Source organism: Streptomyces sp. NPDC058653 (assembly GCF_042716895.1).
Classification (GTDB): Bacteria; Actinomycetota; Actinomycetes; order Streptomycetales; family Streptomycetaceae; genus Streptomyces.
Genome location: NZ_JBHXRM010000001.1, coordinates 276895 through 300563, shown reverse-complemented (window position 1 = coordinate 300563; position 23669 = coordinate 276895). Strand labels below are relative to the sequence as shown.

The following is a 23669-nucleotide window of genomic DNA, read 5'->3' as shown; positions in this document are numbered from 1 at the left end:
CAGCCTCGAACCGGAAAGGTGGACAGGGGAGCGTCCGTGTCCGGGCGGGCATACGAGCACCCCTGATGTTCCGAAGGGAGATGGATTTCCTTGCGTGTCCCGACAATTGAGGCGATCGGTGCGACGGACGGCCGGTTCGCCAGTGTGTACCGACAGGGACAGCTGGGTCCGATCTCGATCGGTGAGGTCACTTTTCTGCGTGACTGGGCGGTCGAGTGCGACGAGGTCGGTTCCAGTTACTACGTCCATTTGCCGATCGCGGGCCGATTCGACTCCCTCCACCGGGGCACCGACCTGACCCACAGCCGCGAATGGACCGCCGTTTTCCAGCCCGACACCGGTCCTTTCACCGGCCGGTGGACGGCCGGCTACCGCGCCCTCTGCGTACAGCTCGATCTGCTTTCGGTGAACACGGCGCTGAGAAGGCTGGTGGGTGAGCGAGAGGCGGGCCGGATCTCCTTCGCGCATGCCGTGAATCTCTCCGGTGGATTCGGGAGTGCCTGGGCGGACCTGGTGTATTCGGTCAACCGCCAACTGGCGAAGCCCGGCACCCTGCTTTCGGAGCCCCTGGTCGCGGCGCCCCTGGCAGAGAGCATTCTGAACGGTTTTCTGCTGGCGACGGCACATTCGCACTCCGAAGCCATCAGATCACCGGTGCCGGGCGCGAGGCCGCCCGTCGTACGAAGGGCGATCGAGCTCATCGAGTCCGACCCCGGACTGCCCTTGACCGTAGCCGTACTGGCGGAGCACTGCGACGTCACCGTCCGCACGCTCCAGAAGGGTTTTCGCCGGCACATGGGAATGTCTCCCATGGCTTACGTGCGCGAGGTCCGGCTCCGGCGGGCGCATCACGATCTGCGGAACGCCGACCCACTTGTCGATTCCGTCGCGGCCGTGGCGCATCGCTGGGGCTTCCATCACCTCGGACGATTCGCCGCCGCCCACGAAGCCAGATACGGACAGACACCCCTGAAGACGCTTCGCGGATAGTCAACAACGCTTGGCGGACAATCCTCATGGGTGGGGACCGACATCCTGGTAACGTCCGAACAAGTACACACACGCATTCCGAGGAAAAGAAAAATGGGCCACAGACTCTCCACGGAAAGCGCAGCACATATATGAGCGCGGCGATGTTCCGCCGTGAGAGCCGGGTTCCCGACCGCCGGTCCCTGGAGGCATGATCATGACCGACTACAGCCACAGCCTGATGTTCGGAGCGCTGCTGGAACCGCCCGCCGACCGGGCTCAGGAGGTCCTGGTCCTGGCGGATCTGATGGAGGAGGTCGGGCTGGATGTCGTAAGCCTGTCCGACCACCCCTATTGGCCGCAACGGCTGGACACCATGGCGTTGTTGGCGGCCATGGCGGCCAGGACCGAGCGCATCACGGTGATGCCGAACCTGGCCAACCTGCCATTGCGCCCTCCTGCGCTGCTCGCCCGGACCGCGGCGACCCTGGACATCATCAGTGCCGGCCGCTTCGAACTCGGTCTCGCCAGTGGGGCCCAGCAGATGTGGGATCTCATCGTCGCCAACGGCGGTCCCCGGCGGAACGCCGGTGAATCCGTCGAAGCCCTGGAAGAAGCGGTGCGGATCATCCGCGCGCTGTGGTCGTCGCAGAGCGCGGTGACGTTCGAGGGCAAGCACTACCGCCTGGCGGAAGTCAATCCCGGACCTCGTCCCGCGCATGACATCGGCATCTGGCTCGGTGCCTATCAGCCACGAATGCTGCGCCTGGTGGGGGCCGTGGCCGACGGTTGGGTGCCGAGTTCACCGTTTCTGCCGCCGGAGGCACTCGCGGGCGCCAACCGTGTCATCGACGACGCCGCGAACGCGGCCGGACGTACCCCCGAAGCCGTACGTCGCGGTTACAACATCGAAGGACGCTTCTCGTCGGGGTCGGGTTCGGGCTTCCTGGACGGCTCGCCCGAGATGTGGGCGGAACAGCTCGCGGATCTCGTTCTGACGCACGGGATCAGCACGTTCTTCCTCTACCGGGCCGACTCGGCCGATTTCATCAGGCGATTCGCGGAAGAGGTCGCGCCGGCCACGCGAGTGCTCGTGGCGGCCGAGCGATCCTCGGACACGGCCACGCCGACGGGATCGACCGCGGAACGCCGAACCGAGACGTGAGCGGAGCCATGACGGCCCCTACCTCTCCGCGCGCCGGCCGGCGGGGCATGCGCCACCGCCACGGGCAGACCGGGCCCGGGAAGTCGCTCGGACCATCCACATATGACGGGACGAACAACAGTCATCTCGTCTTGCCGATCAAGGAACATCGATGAACAGCTCAATCCGGGCAGGGGCCGACAGCCGCGACATGATCGGGGCGCACGTCTCGTATCGGCGCGAGTTCGGGGCCGTGCCGCAGGTCGTCTCCGCCGTCGGGGCGGACGACACCACTCGCGCCCGTGTGGTCGCGGCTCACATACAGCTCATCGTGAACCAGCTGCACGCCCACCACACCAGCGAGGACGACGGGGTCTGGCCCAAACTGCACCAGCGCTGCCCGGCCGAACTGGAGCCGCTGGTGGTCACCATGGAGCAGCAACACCTCTCCCTGGACCGGCACTTGCGGGAGCTGGAGACATCGGTCCGGCGCTGGGCCGGCACCGGCTCCGCCGCGGACCGCGACTCCGTGGCCGACGCGGCCGAGCGACTGCTTCCGCCCCTGCACGAGCATCTCGACCTCGAAGAGGAGAAGGTCCTCCCGCTGATCGACACCTATCTCTCCCAGAAGGAGTGGGACGACGTGGTGCACGGTGGAGTGGCGAAGATCCCGAAGTCGAAGCTGCTGCTGATCATGGGGATCACCCTGTACGACTCGGACGCCGAGATGCGGCGGATCATGTCGAAGTCGATGCCGTCGTGGGTATGGCCGGTGATGGCCCGCCTCGGCCGCCGGTCCTACGCCTCACACGCCAAGCGGGTGTACGGCACCGCCACACCCGCGCATTACGCCGGGTGAAGGTGCCGGGGCCGCGCCCGTTCGGGGCCGTGAGCCTCACCTTGGGCGTGGGGGTACGCGGAGGGGAGCCGGCCGCGAAGTCCGTGAGAGGCCCGCGCTCACGCGGGACAACCGTAGGAGGGCACTGTCCGGCGTAGGCGAACCGCCTGGCGAGACTCTGTGTCCCGGGTCAGTCCTGCGTGCTGTCGCCCGGGACCTCGCAATTGAGCGCCGCCGAGCCGACCGCCCGTCGCAACAGCTCGTAGAGAGTGGTCCGCTCGTCGGCGTCCAAGGCGGCGAAGAGCCGGTCCTCGACGACGACCGCCCGCTCGTCGGACAGGACGACCTCCTCCTCGCCCGACGACGAGAGCTCGACGATGTGGCGGCGGCGGTCCGCCGGGTCGCGCCGTCGAACAATCAGACCGCGTTCCTCCAGGTCATTGAGGAGGCCCACCACGTTGCTCGGATCAAGACTCAGCGCCTCGCCCAGACCCTGCTGGCTCAGCGGTCCGCGATCAGCGAGCAGACGGAGCGTGATGAGGTGCCGTGGACGGAGACCGCCCGGAGCCATTTCGCTGATGTAGACCCGCTTGCCAAGCCTGGTCAGATGCTCAAGGAGCGGCAGCACACCTTGACGGGCGGGATCAGCGGCGGGCTTTTTCTTGACCATGGACCAAGGATACCCAGAGCACCTGGGGTGTGCCCTGGGTCGATGGTTCGAGCCTCGTCAGCTTCTGAGGCGTGGAAGACCCTGCTGGTCGTCGCGCCGTCGCCGAGCACATCCTCGCCTCGGTGGTGTGCGCGTTCGCGCCCAGCCTTGCGGTCCTCGACAGACTGCGGGTGCTCCAGAGCCTGAGGCTCGGCCACGCCCATGGCGGTCACCATGGCCATCGCGTGCGACCTGTACGAGGGCACGGCGGCGGCCACCAGTACCTGCCGGCGGAGTTGCTGCTGGGGTCGGGGCTGGACACACACGGGCATGGTCCACCCGGACATGGACTCCCCCGCCCCGCTCTCAGCCTCAGCACCCCGGCCGACCTGTGGATAGAGGTGTCCCCGACCGCCAAGCCCTCCGAGAGGCTCTGGCACGTCCACGAGAGGGCGTACGGGAGGCGCGGGGAAGCGATCGGCCTCGCTCCCGGGCGTGGCACCGTAACGGCGTAATCGTCAGCCGACCTCGCGGGCGCGGGACCGACCGGACGGGTCCCTTGCGGCGTACGGCCGCGTCTCCCCCTGATGTCCGTGGGGCATCGCGGACGGTGAGAGAGGTCTTGGACGCGCGTCCCGCCCCGGGCGGATGCTGGAGGTGCAGACACCGACTGACAGGACCGACACGTCAGGGGTCACGATCATGAGAATCTTCCTCACCGGTGGATCCGGATACATCGGGAAGTCCACCATCAGCACGCTGGTCCGGCAGGGCCACGACGTGGAAGCGCTGGCACGCAACGAGCGTGCGGCCGACAAGGTCAGGGCCCTCGGCGCCACACCGCTCTCCGGTGGGCTGGGGGATCTCGATGTGCTCAGCGCCGCGTCGGCCCGCGCGGACGCGGTCATCCATCTGGCGCAGGCCGAGAGCGGCCCCGAGGATCTCGCGGCGGCGACGGCCATGCAGGACGGCGTCGGGGCCGGGACCTATGTACACACCGGAGGCGTCTGGGTCTACGGCGACACCGATGGTGTGGCCGACGAGACCGCGCCCTGGAACGCGCCGCCCAACGTCGCCTGGCGCAAGGCCGTCGAGGACGCCGTTCTTGAGCGGGCGCAGGGGGGCGGGCGGCCTGTCGTGCTGCGGCTGGGCCTGCTGTACGGCGGTGAGAACCATCTGATCGACGCCTTCTACACCGTTCCGGGCAAGGAGGCGGGCGTCATCCCCTGCATCGGTGACGGCGAGAACCGCTGGGCCCTGGTGCACATCGACGATGTCGCGGAGCTCTACGCCGCCGCGCTCAAGGCGAAGCCGGGCTCGGTGTACGTCGGCGTGGGCGGTGTGAACCCCACCGCCAGGGAATGCGCGCTCGCCGTCAGCCGAGCGGCGGGGTTCGACGGCAAGATCGCGTCGATCTCGCTGGAGCAGGCGCGTGAGCGGATGGGTCCGATCGCGGACGCGTTCGCCCTGGACCAGCAGTTCACTCCGGCGCGCGCCGAGGCCGAGCTGGGGTGGACCCCGGCCCACACCGACCCGCTGTCCGTGCTGGCGCGCGGCTGAGCGGTGCGGCTTCCCCGGTGGGGTCAGGCGTTCTTGACACGGCTGCGGTAGGCGCGTGCCGCCATCCGCGTGCTGCACGCCGTACTGCAGTAAAGGCCGGACGAATTACGTGTCTTGTCGAAGAAGCCCGTGTAGCAGGTCGGGTTCTTGCACATCTTGAGCCGGGGCCATCCGCCGCCGGCGGCCAGGTCGGCCGCCGCCGCGAACAACGCGCCGAAGCCGCCCAGGACCCCGTCCTGAGCCGGGACCAGACGGCAGCCGTCCGCGCTGAGCCGCGGCACGAGGGGATAGCGGTGCGCCACGCGCTGGAGATACCCCTCGGCGGCGGGCAGCGCCGCTTCGCCGTCCTCGCATCCCGAGTGCGCCCGGAAAATCATGGTGAACGCGTCGCGCAACTCGCGCGCGGCGGCCACGTCCGCGCCGGTCACCGATGTGTCGGCGCCGGCCAGGCCCGTGTGGTCCAGCCACTCGGACAGATCCGCGGCCACCGTCAGCCGGTCGCGGCTGCCCGCCAAGGGTGCGGTGTTGACGAATCCCAGAAGCAGGGCGGAACTGTCGCACGTGGATGGCGGGCACGGGTCCGCTTCGGTCTGCCGCATGGTCACACACCTCTCTCCTGAGAGGTCAGCCTACAGCACCTCTATCGATACGTCACATGTGAAAGTGAGTAGGAGCAGACTTCTACACCGGCATGGCGTTCTTGCGTCATTACCTAAGGTGTTACGGTTCTAGCGAGAGGGTGCGGAGACCTGCACGGCCCAGCCGGAGGCACGCACCCATGAACCGGAGGTAGTCATGACATCACTGCTCGTCATCCTCAGCGGAGCGACGAAGTGGAGCCAGCAGGACGGCTCGCAGCGCCCCACGGGGTTCTGGAGCGAGGAGGTGGCCGAACCGCACAAGGTGTTCACCGAAGCGGGAATCGAACTGACCGTGGCCACGCCGGGAGGCCGCCCGGCGGTCGTGGACGAGCTCAGCCTGACCGCGGAGGCCAACAACGGGGACGCGGGGAAGGTCGCGGAACTGCGCGCGTACCTGGAAGGCGTGAAGGACCTGCTGGCAGCGCCGGAGCGTCTTGAGGACATCGACCCCACCGCGTACGACGGCGTGTTCATCCCCGGCGGCCACGGCCCGATGCAGGACCTGGCCGTCAACGAGGACGCCGCCCGGGTGCTGGAGACCCTGCTCCCCGACGACTCGAAGGTCGTCGCGGCGCTCTGCCACGGCCCGGCGGCCTTCCTCCCCGCGGGCGACGAGGGGCAGTGGCTGTTCAAGGGGCGCCGTATGACGGCCTTCGCGGACGAGGAGGAGACCCAGACCGGTCTGGCCGCCAACGCCCCGTGGCTGCTCGGCTCCCGCCTCAAGGCCGCCGGGGCCGACCTTGTGACCGGCCCGGCCTGGTCCTCGCACGTGGTCGTCGACGGCAATCTCGTGACCGGCCAGAACCCCGCCTCCGCCGCCGAAGCGGCACAGGCCGTCCTGAAGGCACTCGCGGCCCGCGCGGGCTCCCGCCCCACGACCGCCTGACAGCTCGACGGCCGGGGGCTTCGAACCGGAGACCCACGCCCCCGGTCGAAGACGCCGCGCTCGGCCTCGGCGCCGGAGGCCCCGCTTCCGCCGCCCGAGGCGCGTGGGCACCGGGTCCAAGCGTTCGCCTTGGCCGTATGCCGGTGGACCGCGCTGGTCAGGGGCCGAGTCCGGCGTCGCCGCTGACCCCCCATAGGGTCATCCCGTCGTCGTTGTCGAGTCGAGCGGGCTGGTCTGTGAACCTGGGCATCGTCGGGCAGGCGGCAGGTCTGTTCGCCGTCACGAACATCGACGACATTCTGATCTTGTCGCTGTTCTTTGCCCAGGGCGCGGGAGACCGCGGCTCGACCCGGCGGATCGTGCTCGGCCAGTACCTCGGCTTCCTCGCGATCCTGGCGGTCGCCGCGGCCGCCGCCCTCGGTGCCACCTTCCTGCCCGAGGCGGTCATCCCCTATCTCGGCCTTCTGCCGCTCGCGCTCGGGCTCAAGGCGGCCCGGCAGGCGTGGACGGACCGCAAGGACAGCGAGGACGACGGCGACGAGCTGGAAGGGGCCGGCGGCCCCGGGGCTCTGGCGGTCGCCGCGGTCACCTTCGCCAACGGCGGCGACAACATCGGCGTGTACGTCCCCGTGTTCGCCGGCGCCGGCATCAGCGGCATGAGCGTGTACGCCGTCGTCTTCCTCGTTCTGGTCGGGGTGTGGTGCTTCGCGGGCAAGTTCTTCGCCACCCGCCCCGTCATCGCCAAGGCTCTCAGCCGGTGGGGCCACATCCTGCTACCGCTGGTCCTGATCGCGATCGGACTGCTCATCCTCGTCGAAGGCGGCGCCTTCGGCCTGTGAGCCGCGCGTGCTCAGATCTCGCCGCCAATCACTCGTCAATCACTCAAGGTTCCGCGGCACCGGACACCGGCGCGACTGCCGGTCGGTGCGGCGGAATCCGCGACCCGCGCCCCATCCGGGCGGACACCACCGCCTTGTCCCGCGGTCTCTACGTCGCGCCCCCGCAACTGGCGCTGCCCGACGTGGTAGTCGACAGGGATGCCGATGAAGCCTTCTGGCGCAGCAGACCGTTCATCCCGGTTCGGACGGCTGCGCCGCGTGATCATGCGTTCACCGGTCGGACGCGGATGGCAGCGGAGCCGCGATCTTGAGCTGTGGTCACTCGCGCTGGGCTTCGCGGCGCTGGGGCTCCTCACGCTCGTACCGCTGCTGATCACCGTCGCCTCCACCGATCCGGGGCACGGGCGTGGATTCGCGCAGTGGCTCGGCGAAGGGCTCGGCGTCTCGATTGCCTCCAGAGAAGAAGTCGAGCAGCTGTTCGCGCGGCCCGGCCAGGCACTGCGGACCACGACCGCCTTCGGTGTCGTCGCGCTCGCCGTGTTCGGTCTGAGCTTCGGGGCCGCGGTGCAGGCCGGTTACGAGAAGATCTGGGATCTCCCACCGGCCCACTGGAAGGCAAGGTGGCGACATGTGGTGTGGCTCGGCGTACTCACCGGATTCCTCTTTGTCTCCGGCACCAGCACGCTTCGGCGCGAGCCCCTGGGAGGTGGGGCCGCGGCGGCGCTGAGCGCACTGCTGTTCCTCTGGTGGTCGCAGCGGCTACTGCTCGGCGGACGGATCGGCTGGCGCGCCCTCTTTCCCGGCGCGGTCGCCACCGTGATCGGCTTGCTCGGCCTCAGGGTCTTCTCCCGGCTCGTCTTCTCGCCACTGATCGCATCCAGCACCGTCAGTTACGGCCCCATCGGAACCGTACTGGTCATCCAGTCCTGGCTGGTCGGTGTGGGAGTCGTCGTATTCGGCGGTGCTCTGGCCGGCCGCGTGCTCCACGAGGAACTTCCACGCATGGCACACGCATGGAAACGGCGAAGAAAAGGAAGATGAGCGGTCCACCTCAGGACGGCCACCGGTCCATACACCCGTCCGGGTGGCAGCTGGCGTTTCCCCCGCCCGAACGGCCCTCCGCGCATGCCACCCGTGCCATGAAGGGGTCGCGGCCGGAACGCCCCCGGCCGCTCACCGACGATCGTGAGGGCACACCGCCATGAGCGCACCGCACACCGGGCACGGAATCGTCTCCGTACTCGCCGGGGTCCCGCTGGCCGGCACCGCACTGGCTGGTACCGCCGTCGCCGGCCAGGCGGGCCCTGCCCCGGCCTCCGTCACCGCGCAGAGCGCCCAGATCCGGGCGGCGGGCATGAACCGGGGCCGGGTCATCCCCCCTCCGGGCGTCCAGTTGCGCAGGACCCCGAACCGGGACCACCCGCCGATCGGCCTGCTCCCGTACGGCACGGTCGTCGACGGCATCCCCCCGTGGTGCCGAGCACCACACCCGACAGGCAGCACCCTCCCAGGATGACCGGGCGGACGGCCGGAACGGGAGACCCATGAGCGGGCATCGCCGCCTCCTCGGGAACCCCGTGCCGTCCGCCGGGACTTCGTCATCTGCGCAGCGATCAAGAAAGGGGCACGCGCGGTCTCATGTGCGGAATCGCCGGCTGGATCTCCTACGAGCGCGACCTGAACCGCGAACGCGGCACAGTCGCGGCAATGACCCGGACCATGGCCTGCCGAGGGCCCGACGGCGAGGGAATGTGGGCGGACACCCACGCCGCTCTCGGCCACCGACGGCTGGCCGTGATCGACCTCGTCGGCGGCGCCCAGCCCATGGCGGTGGACACCGGCGGGGAGCCCTTGCTCGTCACCACCTACAGCGGCGAGGTCTACAACCACCGTGAACTGCGTGCCGAACTGACCGGGCTCGGGCACTCGTTCCGTACGGGCAGCGACACCGAGGTCGTCCTGCACGCCTATCTCCAGTGGGGCGAGGAGTCCGTCCGGCGGCTGAACGGTATGTACGCCTTCGCTCTGTGGGACGTACGCCGTCAGGAACTGCTCCTGGTACGCGACCGCATGGGCATCAAACCGCTCTACTACCACCTGACCGGCGACGGCGTCGTCTTCGGGTCCGAACCCAAGGCGATCCTGGCCCACCCGCAGATCCCCGCGGTGGTCGACGCCGACGGCATGGCCGAACTTCTCACCTTGACCAAAACCCCCGGCCACGCCGTCTACCGCGGCATGCGCGAACTGCGCCCCGGCCACACCCTGCGCGTACGCCGCACCGGCAGCACCGAACACCGGTACTGGGCCCTGGAGTCGTACGAGCACACCGACGACCTGCCCACGACCATCGGGCGGGTACGCGACCTGCTCGAAGACACCGTCGAACGCCAGCTCGTCGCGGACGTGCCCCTCGGCACCCTGCTCTCCGGCGGCCTCGACTCCTCCGCGATCACCGCCCTCGCCGCCAGGTCCCTGACCGCGGCGGGACAGGGACCGGTGCGCTCCTTCTGCGTGGATTTCGTGGGCCACGACAACGACTTCCGGCCCGACGACCTGCGCCCCACCCGCGACCGGCCCTACGCCCACGCCCTGGCGGCGCACGTCGGCGCCGACCACCGCGACATCACCCTGGACACCGCCCAGTTGCTCGACACGGCCACCCGCCGACGGGTCCTGACCGCACGCGACCTCCCCCACGGCTTCGGCGACACGGACACCTCGCTGCACCTGCTGTTCAAGGCCGTACGCGAGTACGCCACGGTGGCACTGTCCGGCGAGTGCGCCGACGAGATCTTCGGCGGCTACCCGTGGTTCCACGACGAGAAGGCCGTCCATTCCGGGACTTTCCCCTGGCTCCACGCCGTACGCCCCGCCCTCGACGCACGCGAGAGCATCCTCGCGCCCACCCTGCTCCACGCGGTCGACCTCCCCGGATACACGCAGGCCCGCTACCACGAAGCGCTCGCCCACGTACCCGCCCTGGCCGGCGAGAGCGCCCAGGAACGGCGGATGCGGGAGGTCGGCCATCTGCACCTGACCCGCTTCCTGCAGATCGCCCTCGACCGCAAAGACCGCACCAGCATGGCCACCGGCCTCGAAGTCCGCGTCCCCTTCTGCGACCACCGGCTCCTCCAGTACGTCTTCAACACCCCCTGGGCCATGAAGACCTTCGACGGCCGGGAGAAATCCCTGCTCCGCGCGGCGACGTCCGACGTCCTGCCCGCCTCGGTCACCCACCGCGTCAAGAGCCCTTACCCCGCGACACAGGACCCCCGCTACACCAACGCCCTTCGCCAGACGATGAAGGAACTGCTCACCGACCCGCACGCCCCCGTCCGCCCCCTCCTCGACCTCCCCGCCGCCGACCAACTGGTCACCCACGCACCCGGATCCGCCCTGCGCCACGCCGCCGAACTCGCCCTCGAACTCAACACCTGGCTCACCACCCACCGGATCACCCTGCACATCTGAACAGGATGCACAGCCTGCTCGGCGAGGCCGAGGGCCGCCACCCAGCGGGTGGCGGCCCCGACAGGACACCGAAGCGGCTTGGCCTTCAGCCGCTGTTCCGGACGGCTCGGATCACCACGTCGGTGACGTCCTTGGGGTTGGACACCATCGACAGGTGCGGCGCCTTCACGCTGACGGTGTGGGAGCCGGCCCGTCCGGTCATGACCTTCTGCTCCGCCGGGGGGATGACCCTGTCCGCCGTGCCGATCAGGGCCCAGGACGGAATGGACTTCCAGGCCGGCTTCCCGGAGGGCTCGTCCAGAGTGCTGGCGGCGAGGGGCCTCTGACCCGCCGCCAGCACCGCGGACTTGTTGAGCGGGACACCTGCGGCGAAGATCTCAGGGAACAGCTTCGGCTTCACGTACAGGTCTACGTCTCCGCCTTGGTTCGGGATGGGCACGGTGTTGAACACCGTGCTGGGGTCCGCCACGGCCAGCGCCGATCCGGGCTTGGCGGCCGTCAACTGATTCACCGTTTCCCCCTTGTCGGGGATGTAGGCGTCGATGTAGACGAGCGCCTTGACATTCTTGTTGCCTGTCGCGGCGTTGGAGATGACGAATCCACCGTAGGAGTGCCCCGCAAGTACTACGGGCCCGGTGAGCGTCTGGAGGAAGGCCTTCAGATTTGCCGAGTCCGGGCGGACACCGCGCAGCGTGTTGGGAGGAGCCAGGACGGTGAATCCCTGCTTCTGGAGACGCTGGGTGACCTCGGCCCAACTGGAGGCGTCCGCCCACGCACCGTGCACCAGAACGATCGTCGGCGTCCGTCCGTGTGACGGTCCACCGGCAGGCGCGTGGCTGGTGGTGGCGGACGCGGAGCCCACCGCCAGAGCGAATGCCGCGGTCGTCGCCAGCGATGCCAGGGTGAGCTGTCGCTTGTTCTTCACGTGAGTCTCTCCTTCGTGGGATTCATCTGCCGAGATCGACTGAGACGGTGTTCACACCAGCAGCAGTGCTTTGAGCGAACGCGACAGGGCCACGTTCATAATGGGAGGACGCGGACTTCGGAACGGTCCGGGAATGCGCGAACGAGATCCGAAGCCGCAGGAAAGTACCGCATCAGCGGGGTCGGCATTCGGGCCGATCTGCCCCTGACTCGGCAGGCGGATTCCAAAACGCTATCCGCGTCCGGCCGCTTTGTCGGGGGACGCGAAGGTCCGGGGAACCTAACCTCCTGAGTCGTGCATCGGGGCCGCGACTTCCGATCGGCAGGGTCAGATTACTTCAGCACTTTTCAGCCTGCGCGTCGGGAAATCAAATGGAGTAGCCGCCATTCAAACGGCGCAGTGAAGCTGCGATTTCGGTTTGGAGAGGAGGTCTCTGTGTCGCCGCACGGAGAGGGAGTAACTGGTATGGCTCGCTCCTCCGCCTCGCGATCCACGCCACCGGACGCCGCTCCTCATTCGGCCTGATCCACAAAACACGCCCTAGCCGAAGCGGCCGTTCACGTAGTCGGCCGTCCGGGGGTCGGCCGGGTGGGAGAACATCGCGTCGGTGAGGCCGTGTTCGACGACGAAGCCGGGCGTGCCCTGTTCGGCGAGGAAGAAGGCACACCGGTCGGAGACTCGGGCGGCCTGCTGCATGTTGTGGGTGACGATGACGACGGTGACCTCGCCGGACAGTTCGCTGATCGTCTCCTCCACGCGGCGGGTGGACGTCGGGTCCAGCGCCGAGCAGGGCTCGTCCATCAGCAGTACCCGCGGCCGGACCGCCAGTGAGCGCGCGATGCAGAGCCGCTGCTGCTGACCGCCCGAGAGCGCGCCGCCGGGCTGGCGCAGCCGGTCCCGTACCTCGTTCCAGAGGCCGGCCTTCGTGAGGCAGCGCCGCACCAGGTCGTCCTTGGCGTCCCGGCCCAGCCGGACACCGGTCAGCTTCAGGCCCGCGGTGACGTTGTCGTACACCGACATCGCCGGGAAGGGGTTCGGCTTCTGGAAGACCATGCCGATCTGGCGGCGGGCGTCGGTGAGGCGCCGTTCCGGCGCGTACACGTCCTGGCCGTCGAGGAGTACCTCCCCTGCGAGCGCCGCGGAAGGGATCAGCTCGTGCATCCGGTTGAGGATCCTGAGGAAGGTGGACTTTCCGCAGCCGGACGGGCCGATCAGCGCCGTGACCTGCCCGGCCGGCATGGTCAGCGACACCCGGTCCAGCACCTTGTGGTCGCCGAACCAGGCCGAGATCCGGCGGGCGTCCAGTTCGGCGGCGGTGCCGGGGGCGAGGGCCCCCACCGCGGGAAGGGAAAGCGTGTGGGAGGGGGAGGCGGTCACGTCATGTCCTTCGGAGATTCGGAGGTTCGAGGCGTACGAGTCGTACGGGGTGTTCGGGGTGCACGGAGCGCGGCTCAGGTCGGCAGACAGGAACCGGCGGTCAGAGCAGATTCGGGAGAAGCTGCGCGGCCTGGTCGGCGACGACAAACCCCAGTGCGCCCAGCACCGGTATGCCGACGACCCACGCCTCGCGGCGTCCCGAGCGCACGCGTATCCAGGCCAGGGAGGCGGCGGCCAGCAGCAGTCCCTGCCCCCAGAGCACCAGCGGCACCCACGCCGACGTCTGACCGGCCATCGGTCTCTCGTCGGCGGGCAGCGAGCCCGTGCTGTACAGCGGGGCGACGGCCGGCTGCACGGCCGAGACGAGGTCCGCGTCGACCCGGAGCAGTCCGTCGGGCAGGAACGCGCTGCCTTCCCCGGTGATCAGGGTCAGCCTGCCCTTGCCCGCGGCGAGGACGGGCGGCTGCGGGTCCCCCGCCCTGCGTACGCCCAGCACCCGGTAGGTGTGCCGGCCCTGGCCGGTGCTGACCGTGAAGGTCTCACCGCGCCGTATCTCGTCGATGTGCGCGAAGGGACCTCCGTACGCGGCCTGGCGGCCCATGACGACGCTGACGCCCGCCTGACCCGGCAGGACGGTGTCCCGGCGGTGCCCCGGGGCTCCGGCGAGCACGTCCGACGTGGTGCCCTCGGCGACGACCTCCCGCAGACCGAGCTGCTTGATCTCCAGCAGCGCCACGGGGTCACCGAGCGCCAGTTGACCGCCGTCCGCCGTGCGCGGGCCGACGGGCGCGGTCGCGTTGGCGAGCTCTTCGCGCAGCTCGGAGTGTGCGACCTTCTGGTCCCGGGCGTGGCGCAGATCGCCGAGCGGTCCCAGGGTCGCGACGAAGCCGAGCAGCAGTGTGGCGAGGATGCTGAGCGCGGCGCCCGCGGCCCGCAGGGCCGGGCCGGCCGGGCGCGTATCGTGCGCCCGGTCGGCCGACGGGGCGCTGTCCACGCGCTCCAGGGTCTGGGTCACCGTCACTTCGCCTTCGTCGACGCCGTGGTGGGGGATGTCGTGGTGCGGGGACTCACCGGTGGTTCCAGCCGCCCACGAAGGTGAGCAGACCGCGGCGGCGGGCCCACCAGACGGCGGCGGTTCCGGCGGTGACGAGGGCGAGGGCGATCAGGGTGATCGCGCCGGTGCTGCTGCCGGTCGAGGCGAGAGAGCCGCCGTCACCGCCGCCGGAGACCTCGGTCGTGACGTCCGTACCACCGCCGGACGCGCCGCCGTCGGACGATCCGCCCTCGGTGGAGCCACCGTCCGTGGAGCCGCCGTCGGCCGTGCCCGGGTCGGCGGTGTCGCTCGGGTCGGCGGTGTCGCTCGGGGACGCCGTGTCGGTGGGCTCGGTGCTCCCGGTCGGGTCGGGGGACTCCGAGGGGTCGGCGGGCTCCGTGGGATCGGTCGACTCGGTGGGGTCGGGCGATTCGCTCGGCCCTGTCGGCTCGGTGGGCTCGGGCCCGTCGGGATCGGTGTCCTGGTAGGTGGTGTTCGACGTGAACCACATCGAGCCCTCGTAGTCGCCGAAGGTGCTCTCACCGAACGCCTTGCGGCAGGTCACGGTGAAGTCGTAGCGGCCCTCCAGGGTCTTGAACCCCGCCGTGTTGGCGTAGTCGCGCATGGTCTCGCTGAGCGGGATGTCGAGACCCTCGCCCGCGGAGGGGTAGATGGCGACCTCGGAGTTTCCGACGACGTTCTGGCCCTCGGCGGGGAAGCCCTTGCCCGCCACCTTGACGATCAGGTAGTCGGCCTCCTCCGGGCAGGGGCCCGACGTGGAGAGCGTGACGGAGGAGGTGTCGGTGCCGGTGGGCGGGGTGAGGCTGAGCGTGCCCAGCGTCTCGGCCTGCGCGGACGTGCCGAGCATCAGGACGCCGCCGGCGGCGGCCAGGAGGGACGCGAGGCCGAGTGCGGTCGGCCGGGTGAAACGCTTGATGAGCATGGAGGTCTTCGCTTCCTTGGGAACTGACGTAACGGAGGGGTGGGGGTCTGTGGGTGCGGGCCGGATGGGCCCGCCGGGCCGGCGCCACCGCTGGCGACGTACGAGCGCCACCGTGAGGCCTGCGGCCAGGACCAGCAGCGCGAGGAGCGCCCAGGGCACGGTCCAGAACCCGGCGGAGCCGGTGGTGCTCGGCAGAGCGGGATCGATGTCGCCGCCGACCGGGATCGCGTCGAGGTTCACCGTGACGGTCGACCGCACGGCCGGGAACAGCCCGCGCACGCTCGCGGTGACCCGCACCGAGTTGCCCGGCAGCAGCTCCTTGACGGTCTCGACCCCGGGCGCGCGCAGCGGCCCGCTCACGGAGTTGGCGAAGCGCACGGTCCCCCGCGCGCCCAGCCGGATGTTCCCGGTGTTGCGTACGGTGTACGTCACCGTGGCCGAGCCGGTGCCGAACGGGTTCGCCGTCCCGTGGTAGGTGGCCCGGACGTCCTGGACCGCGAGACCGGGCTTGAGCTCGCCGGCCACTCTGATGTGGACCCTGGCCCCGACGCGCTGTTCCACCGCGACGCGGTCGCCCTTGCCGTCGGAGCGCGACGAGGCGAGCGAGGCGACGAGCCCGGCCGCGTGATCGCCCGGGGCGACGCCGGCCGGGACGGTGACGGTGAAGGGCACGACGGCGCGCGACCGGGCCGGGATCACCACCCGGCTCCTGGCCGTCCTGATCCAGCTTCCGGCGTCCTTCGACCTGACGCCCTCGGCCAGCAGGTCGAACCCGCCGTCCGCGGTGTTGAACGCGTCGCTCGCGTACACCTTGAGCGTCAGCGGCCTGGCGCTGTGGTTGAGGACGGCGATGTGGTCCCGCACCGCCGCGCCGGGGGTGACGCTGTACGAGAAGTCGCTGCGCCGGTCCGGCTTCTTGGGGCCCGAGGGCTGGACGCCGAAGGTGCTGCGGCCCTTGCCGCCGGTGTCCTGGACGGACGCGTGGACGGTGGGTGCGGCGAAGAGCACGAGCAGGCAGGTGAGCAGCGCGGTGACGAGGGTGCGGGTGGGCGGGGTGCTGGTCATGTCGGGGCGTCCGATCGGGGCGGCGGCCGTTCTTCGGGAACGTGCGGGGGTACGGCGGGTGGTACGGGTCGCGTGGGGTACGGCACGTGCTACGGGCCGAGCGGGGTACGGCGGGTGGTGAGTGGGACGGGTGGTGGGGAGCACCCGTCCCACTCACCTGGGCGACCGCTGCCGCCGGGAGGGGCGGTTCGCGATCGGATCGCGGTCCGTCAGATCGCGGTCAGGGTGAGCTTGGCGGTGTAGGTGCCCGCCACCGTGGAGGTCGGGACGTTCAGGCTGAGGTCCGCGCCGAGGTGCGAGGTGCCCAGGCCGGTGCCCTTGCCGAGGGTGTGGGACGACTTGAGACCGGCCGTGCCCGTGTCGCCGGGGGCCACGCCCGCGGCCGGGGCGACCTGGTCGCCGGCCGTGACGCTCTGGCCGGAGACGTGGTCGATGACGTTGGGCGCCCAGCCGAGGTTCTGGCCGTTGATGGCGTGGGCCGCCCCGTCGGAGAAGTCGGTCACCTGGCCACTGACGGTCCACCCCGGGTTGCCGGCGCGGGTGTCGGTGAGCGTGACCGGGCTGATCTCGCCCGCCGTGGTGAGCAGTTCGCCGTCGGCGTCCAGCACCGGCGACGGCAGGGTGACGTGCGGGTCGGCGACGCTGATGACCAGCGCGCCGGCCTCGACCGTGGTGGTGATGTCCTCGGAGGCGGTGACGCCCTCGAAGGCGCCGACACGGTAGGGGATGTTGCCGGAGTCGGAAGCGGTGAAGGCGGCGTCGTTCTGCGGCACGAAGCTCGCCGTGAACGCGTGGTCGCCGGGCGCCAGGCCGCTCGTGGTGAGCTTCGCCTGACCGCCGTCGACCGCCACCGTGCCGAGCGTGGTGGTCGTCCCTCCCACCGTGTCGGTGAACTTCACCGAACCCGCCGCGCCGGCGGGCGTGACGGTGGCGCTGAGCGTGACCGGGCTGAACTGCTCGGAGCTGTCCGCCGGGGAGACGGCCAGCGCCGTCGTCGTGGGCCTGGCCGCCGCCGCGTTCACCGTGTGGCTGACCGCGGTGGAGACCGAGGAGTTGTACGAGGTGCTCGACGGGGTGAACTCGGCGGTGAGCGAGTGGCTGCCCGCCGTCAGGTTGGTCGTCGAGAGCGTGGCGGAGCCGCCGGTCACGGGGACCGGGCTGCCCAGCGCGGTGCCGCCGTCACGGAACTGCACGGTGCCGTCGGCCGCGGGCGTGACGGTCGCGGTCAGCGAGACCGCGTCGCCCTGCTCGGTGGCGCCGGACGGGGAGACCGCGAGCGAGGTGCTGGTGTCCGTCCTCACATCGGGGTCGTTGGCCTGGTACGCCGTGTTGGAGGTGAACCAGATCGCGCCCGTGAAGTCACCGAGGCTGGTGCCGTTGAACGCCGTACGGCAGGTGACGGTGAAGTCGTACTCGCCTTCCAGCACGCTGAAGCCGGCGATGTTGGCGTAGTCGCGCATCGTCGACGACAGCGGGATGAGCATCCCGCCGGCGGCCGTGGTGTTGTACGTCTCGATCGGCGCGTTGCCGACCACGTTCTGGCCCTCGGCCGGGAAGCCGGAGCCCTTGACCGACACGATGACGTACGAAGCGGTCTCCGGGCAGGCGCCGGACGTCGAGAAGTCGATGCCGCTCTCGTCGGTACCGGTCTTCGGGTTGATGTCCAGGGTGCCGATCTCGGCGGCCTGGGCGACGGGGGCGGCGATCACGCCGACGGTGACCGAGGTCGCGACGGCCACCACACTCGCGGACAGCGTCCGCAGGCGTCTGTTGAGGAACACGGTGTCAGAACTCCTTCTGGGTTGGTGCGCGGGAAACCGGTTCCGGATCAGGGGGTCTGCTTGCTGGTGTCGCCACAGTCCGGGCTGGTCGCGAAGCCGTAGGTGTTGATGACACCGGGCTGCTTGCAGACGAGCGCGTCCTTGCCGACGAAGACCGTGCTCCAGGGAGCCGTACCGATCTTGCCGGTGGGGATCACGTTGTAGACGTCACGCTTGACGCCGAAGTCGCTGTTGAGCGTCGTGGCGGACTTGCCGTCGATCGTGCCGAGCAGCGCCCGGCCGCGGAGGTCCGCCACCGTCTGCGAACTCTGCGCGATGTACTGGGCGATGGAGAACGGCACGATGGCCTTGTCGTCCAGCACGCGGCCGTCGTGCTCCTGGATCGCGACGCCGTTCTTCTTGTCCTTGATGCAGGGGTACACACCGGCGACGACATCCGCGTCTGTGATGCCGACCTGGGCCTCCCAGAAGCTGCGGGTGCCCGAACCGGCCTGCGGCAGATAGACGTTGATGCTGTAGTTGGGGCCCGTGCCGACGAAGGCCGGGTCGCAGTGGTAGATCGCCTTGAGGTCGTTCAGGGTCAGCTTGCGCGGCAGCACGCTGGAGGGCGTGACCGCGTAGGAGACACCGTCGACCGCGAACGGCACGTAGGTGAGCCCCGGAGACGCGGCACCCAGGCTCAGGCTGGAGGACCGCGCGAAGTCCAGGCACCCGTCGTTGGCCTGGAGCGAGGTCAGCAGCGCCGCCCGGCCCGCACCCGAACCGTTCGGGCGCGCCATGGCGCACTTGTTGTTCACCGCCGGGTCCTTGGTGGTGATGTTCGGCGAGCCCACGGCGTTGTACGAGCCGAGGACCTTCGTGCCGTTGATGGTCACCACCTGGGACAGGCCGTTCATCACGTCCTGGGTGGTGTCCGAACCGACTCCGGAGAGCTGACGGTAGGTCGGCGTACCGGACGGCTCGGCGGAGGCGACCGTGACGCCGGCCGTGGCCGCGAGCAGCGCCGCCCCGGTGGCGGCGATCATGATCTTGTTCTTTTTCACCTTCGTGTACCCCTCAGCTAGGCTTGCGCCTGTGTGTTGAGAAACCGCGATGGACCGCGGTTCGCCGATCTCCGGCCTTCTCCGGAGTCGGCTCCCGGCCGGGGGTGGTCGTCCCGTCCCCGGCCGGTCGCTTTTCAGGTGCCGTCCTCCCGGCGCAGGGCCCGCAGCCGGGCCGCGACGACGGGCGCCACTCTCGGCAGGAGCGGTCCTCCGACGGCGGCCGCCAGCCCGGCGACGAGGACGATCAGCACGACATTGCGTACGGCTCCGAGCACCCACGGCGGGGTGAGCGCCGCCTCGGCCTCGGCCGCCGCCGCTTTCGACGGCGGTGCGGAGGGCGACCCAGCGGGCTTCGGGGAGCCGGAGGGGGCCGCGCCCGCTCCGCCGGCCCCGGCCGCGGCGCCGCCCGCCGCCCCGCCGGTCGCACCGAGGGACGCACCGCCGTCCGCCGTGCCGGACCCCGGGTCACCCACGCCGCCGCCCGCCGCGGTTCCTGGTCCGCCGGAGCCGGGATCCGCGTCGGCGGGGGCCTTGCCCGCCCGTGCCGCGATGGTGGCGGCGGCCTGGACGGTCCGGTCGCGCAGCGCCTTCGGCAGGGGCGCGTATCCGTCGGGCAGGGTGCCGGCGGCGACGCCCGGCTGCTGCCCGGCACCGGCGGCGTAGGTGAGGAATTCCGCGTAGTCCTTGCCCTCGGCCCTGGTCAGCCCGGCGGGCACGGTCGCGGCGTAGACGAGCGAGGTCAGCGGATAGGCGGTCTTCGCCGCTCCGTCGCCCGGCGCGGGTTCGAGCACGTCCTTCACTCCACCCGGCTTCATCGCGGCCTGTCCGGCGAGCAGTCCGGCCGTGGACGGGGCGACGTACTTCCGGGCGCCGTTGCGCAGTTGGGCGGGGATCAGACCGAAGCGCAGGGCCGTCGCGGTGTCCGCCACCGCGAGCATCGCCCGCTGCCCGGCGGGCTGGGCCGGGTCCTTCTTGTACGCGGGCGGGTTCGTGGTGCTGTCCCAGGTGGTGCGGGACAGCGGGTCGCCCCGGCCCGCGGCGCGGGCGGCGCCGTGCATGTCGGAGGTGTACGGGTGTTTGTCCTGGACGCAGAGCGGGTTGTCGGGGCGGTCCTCGAACTGCTGGCAGAACGGGTCGCTCTTGGGGAAGTGGTCGAGGGGCAGGTCGAGTTCGCGGTAGTGCGGGTTGACCTTCATTCCCGCGTTGCCGGGGTCGCCGTATCTGCCCTCGTCGTCCGGGGTGCCGTCGAGGAACTCGCGCGCGGCGGGGTCCGCGTCCACCCAGCTCCACAGCAGGCGTGCCGTGTCCGCGAGTGCCTCGGGTACGAGCGCGTCGCCGAGCTTGCCGCCGAAGTCGAGATCGGCGTACTCCGGGTTGAGGGCGACGAACTCCGGGTCGTGGCCGAGGTTGAAGGGATTGTCCTCGACGCTCGGGGCGAACCGCGAATTGCCGTCCCGGTAGGACTCGGTCAACAGCTTCGCCACCAGGCGCTGGTTGAGCTTCAGGCTGGTGAGCCGACGGCCGTCGCGGGCCCGTACCTCTTCCGGCGCGGAGAACGAGGACTGGCTCTCGATGAGGAAGCCGATGGTGAGACCGGAGAGCGCCACGGGGGCGTACACCGGTTCCGCTCCCGCCGGAAGCTGGTCTGCCGCGGCGGGCCGGCCGAGGAACACCAGGCCCGGTGTGCCGGAGCCGAGCTTCGCGCGCGCGGTGTCGTCGGTCACCTGGGCATAGCCGAAGATCGACCTGCCGCCGGTGCGGCACAGCGCGGGCTGCCACCGGCTGACGGCCTCGGCGATCATCTCGTTGCCCAGGGTGGGGCGTTCGTCGGCGCCGATCGGGCAGAACTGGCCGATCGGTTCGAAGTGCAGCGGTACGACGAGGCGTCGCTCCCAGTTGGTGGCCGAGAGCGGCGACGATTCGAGGAATCCGCTGGGCCGGGCGGTGTAGGCGCTGCCGTCCACCTCGGTCGTGCCGCGCGGGACGACGACCAGCCAGCACCGCCTGCCCTCGGTCCCGCCCTGGGCCTGCTCCCCGGCGCCGGCCTCGCCGCAGCCGAGACCTGGTGCCTCGACGGCGGTCTGTGCCTCGAAGTACACCTCTCCGGTGCCGTCGGGGTTGGTACGGGCGTAGGGGACCTCGTTGGTCGTGTTGGAGTCGAAGAAGTCGTTGGAGTTGCCGGTCCTGGTGATCTGGCCGGTCACCGAGTGGAAGGCGACGTAGGAGATGCCCGTGGGCGACGGGGGCGGCATCTCCTGCTTCGGGTCGCGCAGCCCGCCGTAGCTGAGCTGACGGCCGTTGGTGTACGCGCCCGCGGCCTGGTTGCCGGCTCCGGGGCCGAGCGCCGCCGAGCCGCCGAACTGGCACTGCTCGGGGTCGGGACCGCTCGGGTCGTCGCCCCAGCACTGCATGATCTGGAGGTAGTCGGCGGCGTAGGAGGTGTCGGAGCGGGTGGGCGCTCCCCCGGACCAGGAGACCTTGACGACCTCGTTGACCAGGTGCCGGGTCTGGGCGACGGTGACCTTGAGGTCCGCGAGGTCGCCCGCCCCCGACACGGTCACGGGCGCGCGGTCCGCGGGGGTGCCGGCGGCATCGGCCGGTACGGCACCGCCGATGACGGCGCCCGAGCCGAGCGCGCAGCAGAGCGCGACGAAGAGTACGGAGAGCGCCCGGCGGGCGCGCGCGATCTTCATGAGGTCGGCTTCCTCGCCGTCAGGTACCGGGAGAGCAGCGGGGGGCCCACCGTGATCAGGACGAGCAGCAGGCCGGCCAGCACCATGAGGGCCAGCCGCAGTGTGCTGCCGGTGGAGCCCGATGTCATGACGGGGACGGCGTAGGCGTCGCCACCCGTGTCGGCCCCGGTGCCCGCCGCGCCCCCGGTGGCTCCCCCGGCCGTCAGCGGCTGTCCGGTGTCCGGGTCGATCGCACCCGCGTCCGTGCCCGCCGGGCCGCCCGTGGTGCCGGGGCCCGCGGCGCCCGCGCCCGCGGCGCCCGCTCCGGACGACCCTCCGCCTGCGCCGCCGGTACCACCTGACCCTGACGCGCCGCCCGGGCCCTGGCCGCCGCTGCCGCCCGAACTCCCGCCGCCCTGCGTCACCGTGGGCTTCTTGTCGCCTCCGGTGCCGGTGGAGCACTGGGTGTTCCCCTTCTTGTCGCACGCCGGCGGATAGGGAGCGGTCTCGGCGAGGGTGTTGCCGCCGTCGGCGGAGAAGGTCGGGTTGCGGCAGGTCTTGATGTTGATGTTCTCGACGTCGACGCCCGGGATTCTGCGCACCTGTTCGAGACCGGCCTCGACCAGGTTCACCGGCAGGGGCGAGTAGCCGAGGCTGTCGACGTGCTGCTGGCCCTGGCAGAGGAAGTAGTACGCGAAGGCGCCGAGTGTCTTGCCCTTCTGGGCGTTGAAGTTGGCCTGTGTGGCCGTCGGCACGATCATGTAGCTGTAGCTGGAAAGCGGATAGTTCCGCCGGTCGGTGCTCTTGTAGACCCCGTCGAGGATCTGGGTCAGGTAGTCGGGGGACGAACTGTTGTTGTTGATCCGGGCGTTGAGCAGCGCCACGGCGACGTTCTTGGCGGTCGGCTCGGTGTAGTACCCGGCCGCGTTGAGCACCTTGGCCACCGGGAAGCCGGTGGTGTAGACGGCGTACGAGTACTCGACATAGGTGATCGTGCCGACGTTGCCCGCCTGGGCGACATAGCCGGAGACGCCGTTCGATCCGGACTGGGCGACGAAGCCGCCGCCCGGCACCAGCGGGAAGTTGGACGTGGCGCCGCATGGAGTGGCGCGCCCGGCCCGTCCGCAGTAGGAGTTCCAGTAGGAGGCGTACTGCTTGCTCATCCAGGTGGTCAGCTGGGCGGTGCTCCCGGATCCGTCGGAGCGGACGACGGGGACGACCCGGCGGGCGGGGAGCGACGCGGCCAGGGCCGGGTTGTCGGCCCTGATGGCGGGGTCGTTCCACATCGTGATGCCGCCGGTGAAGATCTTGGCGATGACCGCGCCCGACAGCCGCAGATTGGTCACCCGCTGGTTCCCGATCCTGAGGTTGTACATGAACGAGGTACCACCGGCCACGATGGGCATGTAGGCGTAGTCGCGCGAGGGCGGTGAGTCGACCACACCCGAGTCCTTGATCCCGTACGGAATCTCGGAAACCGCGTAGTCCACCGTGCCGTTGCGGAACTGGTTACGGCCGTCGGAGGAACCGGTGCCGTTGTAGTTGACCGTCATGCCGTACTGCTTGACGTTCGCCCGCCACTGATCCAGGGCGTTCTGGCTCCAGGTGGAGCCCGCGCCCGAGATCGGGACGTAGGTGGCGGCGGTGGCGGACGGTACGAGGGCCAGCAGGACCGTCACCACGAGGGTGACGGCCGTCAGGCCGGCTCGGGCACGGGTGCGGGGCGGCGCCGGAGGGGTTCCGGACATCGGGATACGACTCCTGTCGGTGTGACGGGCGGGGCGGGCGAGGTGTAGGTGGTGCGGGCGACCGTGCTGCGGTCCGGCGGCT

General features: G+C 70.3%; 19 protein-coding genes. 9 read left to right on the top strand and 10 right to left on the bottom strand.

What is annotated here, in order from left to right; genetic code table 11:
- Positions 1–90 precede the first annotated feature (90 nt).
- The 3 genes from ACFWU9_RS01305 (at position 91) to ACFWU9_RS01295 (ending at position 2972) form a co-directional block, all read left to right on the top strand.
- Complete coding sequence (locus ACFWU9_RS01305; protein ID WP_384313661.1) at positions 91–990, top strand: AraC family transcriptional regulator; 900 nt, start codon at positions 91–93, stop codon at positions 988–990.
- Positions 991–1186: 196 nt separating this feature from the next.
- On the top strand, positions 1187–2134 hold the full coding sequence (locus tag ACFWU9_RS01300) for an LLM class flavin-dependent oxidoreductase (RefSeq protein WP_384313659.1): 948 nt from the start codon (positions 1187–1189) through the stop codon (positions 2132–2134).
- A 151-nt stretch (positions 2135–2285) separates the two neighbouring features.
- Entirely contained in the window at positions 2286–2972 is a 687-nt protein-coding gene (locus ACFWU9_RS01295; protein ID WP_384313657.1) for a hemerythrin domain-containing protein, read from the top strand.
- Positions 2973–3141: 169 nt separating this feature from the next.
- Here the strand turns inward: ACFWU9_RS01295 and ACFWU9_RS01290 are convergent, their stop codons facing one another.
- On the bottom strand, positions 3142–3621 hold the full coding sequence (locus ACFWU9_RS01290) for a MarR family winged helix-turn-helix transcriptional regulator (protein WP_384313655.1): 480 nt from the start codon (positions 3619–3621) through the stop codon (positions 3142–3144).
- A 681-nt stretch (positions 3622–4302) separates the two neighbouring features.
- Here ACFWU9_RS01290 and ACFWU9_RS01285 point away from each other — a divergent pair.
- A complete protein-coding gene (locus ACFWU9_RS01285) occupies positions 4303–5160 on the top strand; it encodes an NAD-dependent epimerase/dehydratase family protein (protein WP_384313654.1) in 858 nt (285 codons plus the stop codon).
- 23 nt (positions 5161–5183) lie between these two features.
- Here the strand turns inward: ACFWU9_RS01285 and ACFWU9_RS01280 are convergent, their stop codons facing one another.
- Entirely contained in the window at positions 5184–5759 is a 576-nt protein-coding gene (locus ACFWU9_RS01280) for a CGNR zinc finger domain-containing protein (RefSeq protein WP_384313652.1), read from the bottom strand.
- Positions 5760–5955: 196 nt separating this feature from the next.
- Between ACFWU9_RS01280 and ACFWU9_RS01275 the strand changes: the two genes are divergently transcribed.
- The 5 genes from ACFWU9_RS01275 (at position 5956) to asnB (ending at position 11000) form a co-directional block, all read left to right on the top strand.
- The gene (locus tag ACFWU9_RS01275; RefSeq protein WP_384313650.1) at positions 5956–6687 is read left to right on the top strand and encodes a type 1 glutamine amidotransferase domain-containing protein; all 732 of its coding nucleotides are present in this window, start codon (positions 5956–5958) and stop codon (positions 6685–6687) included.
- 236 nt (positions 6688–6923) lie between these two features.
- A complete protein-coding gene (locus ACFWU9_RS01270; RefSeq protein WP_384313801.1) occupies positions 6924–7526 on the top strand; it encodes a cadmium resistance transporter in 603 nt (200 codons plus the stop codon).
- A gap of 198 nt (positions 7527–7724) precedes the next feature.
- Entirely contained in the window at positions 7725–8567 is an 843-nt protein-coding gene (locus tag ACFWU9_RS01265; RefSeq protein WP_384313649.1) for a ribonuclease BN, read from the top strand.
- Positions 8568–8727: 160 nt separating this feature from the next.
- Positions 8728–9042, top strand: a complete 315-nt coding sequence (locus tag ACFWU9_RS01260; protein ID WP_384313647.1) for a hypothetical protein — start codon at positions 8728–8730, stop codon at positions 9040–9042.
- A gap of 122 nt (positions 9043–9164) precedes the next feature.
- Positions 9165–11000 carry an asparagine synthase (glutamine-hydrolyzing) gene (asnB, locus tag ACFWU9_RS01255; RefSeq protein ID WP_384313645.1) on the top strand — a complete coding sequence of 612 codons (1836 nt, stop codon included), beginning with the start codon at positions 9165–9167 and terminating at the stop codon, positions 10998–11000.
- 85 nt (positions 11001–11085) lie between these two features.
- Here the strand turns inward: asnB and ACFWU9_RS01250 are convergent, their stop codons facing one another.
- The 8 genes from ACFWU9_RS01250 to ACFWU9_RS01215 form a co-directional block, all read right to left on the bottom strand.
- Complete coding sequence (locus ACFWU9_RS01250) at positions 11086–11925, bottom strand: alpha/beta fold hydrolase (protein ID WP_384313643.1); 840 nt, start codon at positions 11923–11925, stop codon at positions 11086–11088.
- 540 nt (positions 11926–12465) lie between these two features.
- Positions 12466–13263, bottom strand: coding sequence for a phosphate ABC transporter ATP-binding protein (locus ACFWU9_RS01245; protein ID WP_384313799.1), 798 nt, complete (start codon positions 13261–13263; stop codon positions 12466–12468).
- 139 nt (positions 13264–13402) lie between these two features.
- Positions 13403–14317 (bottom strand): sortase, encoded by a 915-nt coding sequence (locus ACFWU9_RS01240; protein ID WP_384313642.1) that lies wholly within the window; start codon positions 14315–14317, stop codon positions 13403–13405.
- A gap of 52 nt (positions 14318–14369) precedes the next feature.
- Positions 14370–16343 (bottom strand): hypothetical protein, encoded by a 1974-nt coding sequence (locus ACFWU9_RS01235; RefSeq protein ID WP_384313640.1) that lies wholly within the window; start codon positions 16341–16343, stop codon positions 14370–14372.
- Positions 16344–16552: 209 nt separating this feature from the next.
- Complete coding sequence (locus ACFWU9_RS01230; RefSeq protein WP_384313638.1) at positions 16553–18124, bottom strand: Ig-like domain repeat protein; 1572 nt, start codon at positions 18122–18124, stop codon at positions 16553–16555.
- A 47-nt stretch (positions 18125–18171) separates the two neighbouring features.
- Positions 18172–19167, bottom strand: coding sequence for a substrate-binding domain-containing protein (locus ACFWU9_RS01225; RefSeq protein WP_384313636.1), 996 nt, complete (start codon positions 19165–19167; stop codon positions 18172–18174).
- Positions 19168–19301: 134 nt separating this feature from the next.
- Complete coding sequence (locus ACFWU9_RS01220) at positions 19302–21860, bottom strand: hypothetical protein (RefSeq protein WP_384313634.1); 2559 nt, start codon at positions 21858–21860, stop codon at positions 19302–19304.
- Positions 21857–23587 (bottom strand): phosphate ABC transporter substrate-binding protein PstS, encoded by a 1731-nt coding sequence (locus tag ACFWU9_RS01215; protein ID WP_384313632.1) that lies wholly within the window; start codon positions 23585–23587, stop codon positions 21857–21859. The genes ACFWU9_RS01220 and ACFWU9_RS01215 overlap by 4 nt, the downstream gene beginning before the upstream one ends.
- Positions 23588–23669: the final 82 nt, after the last annotated feature.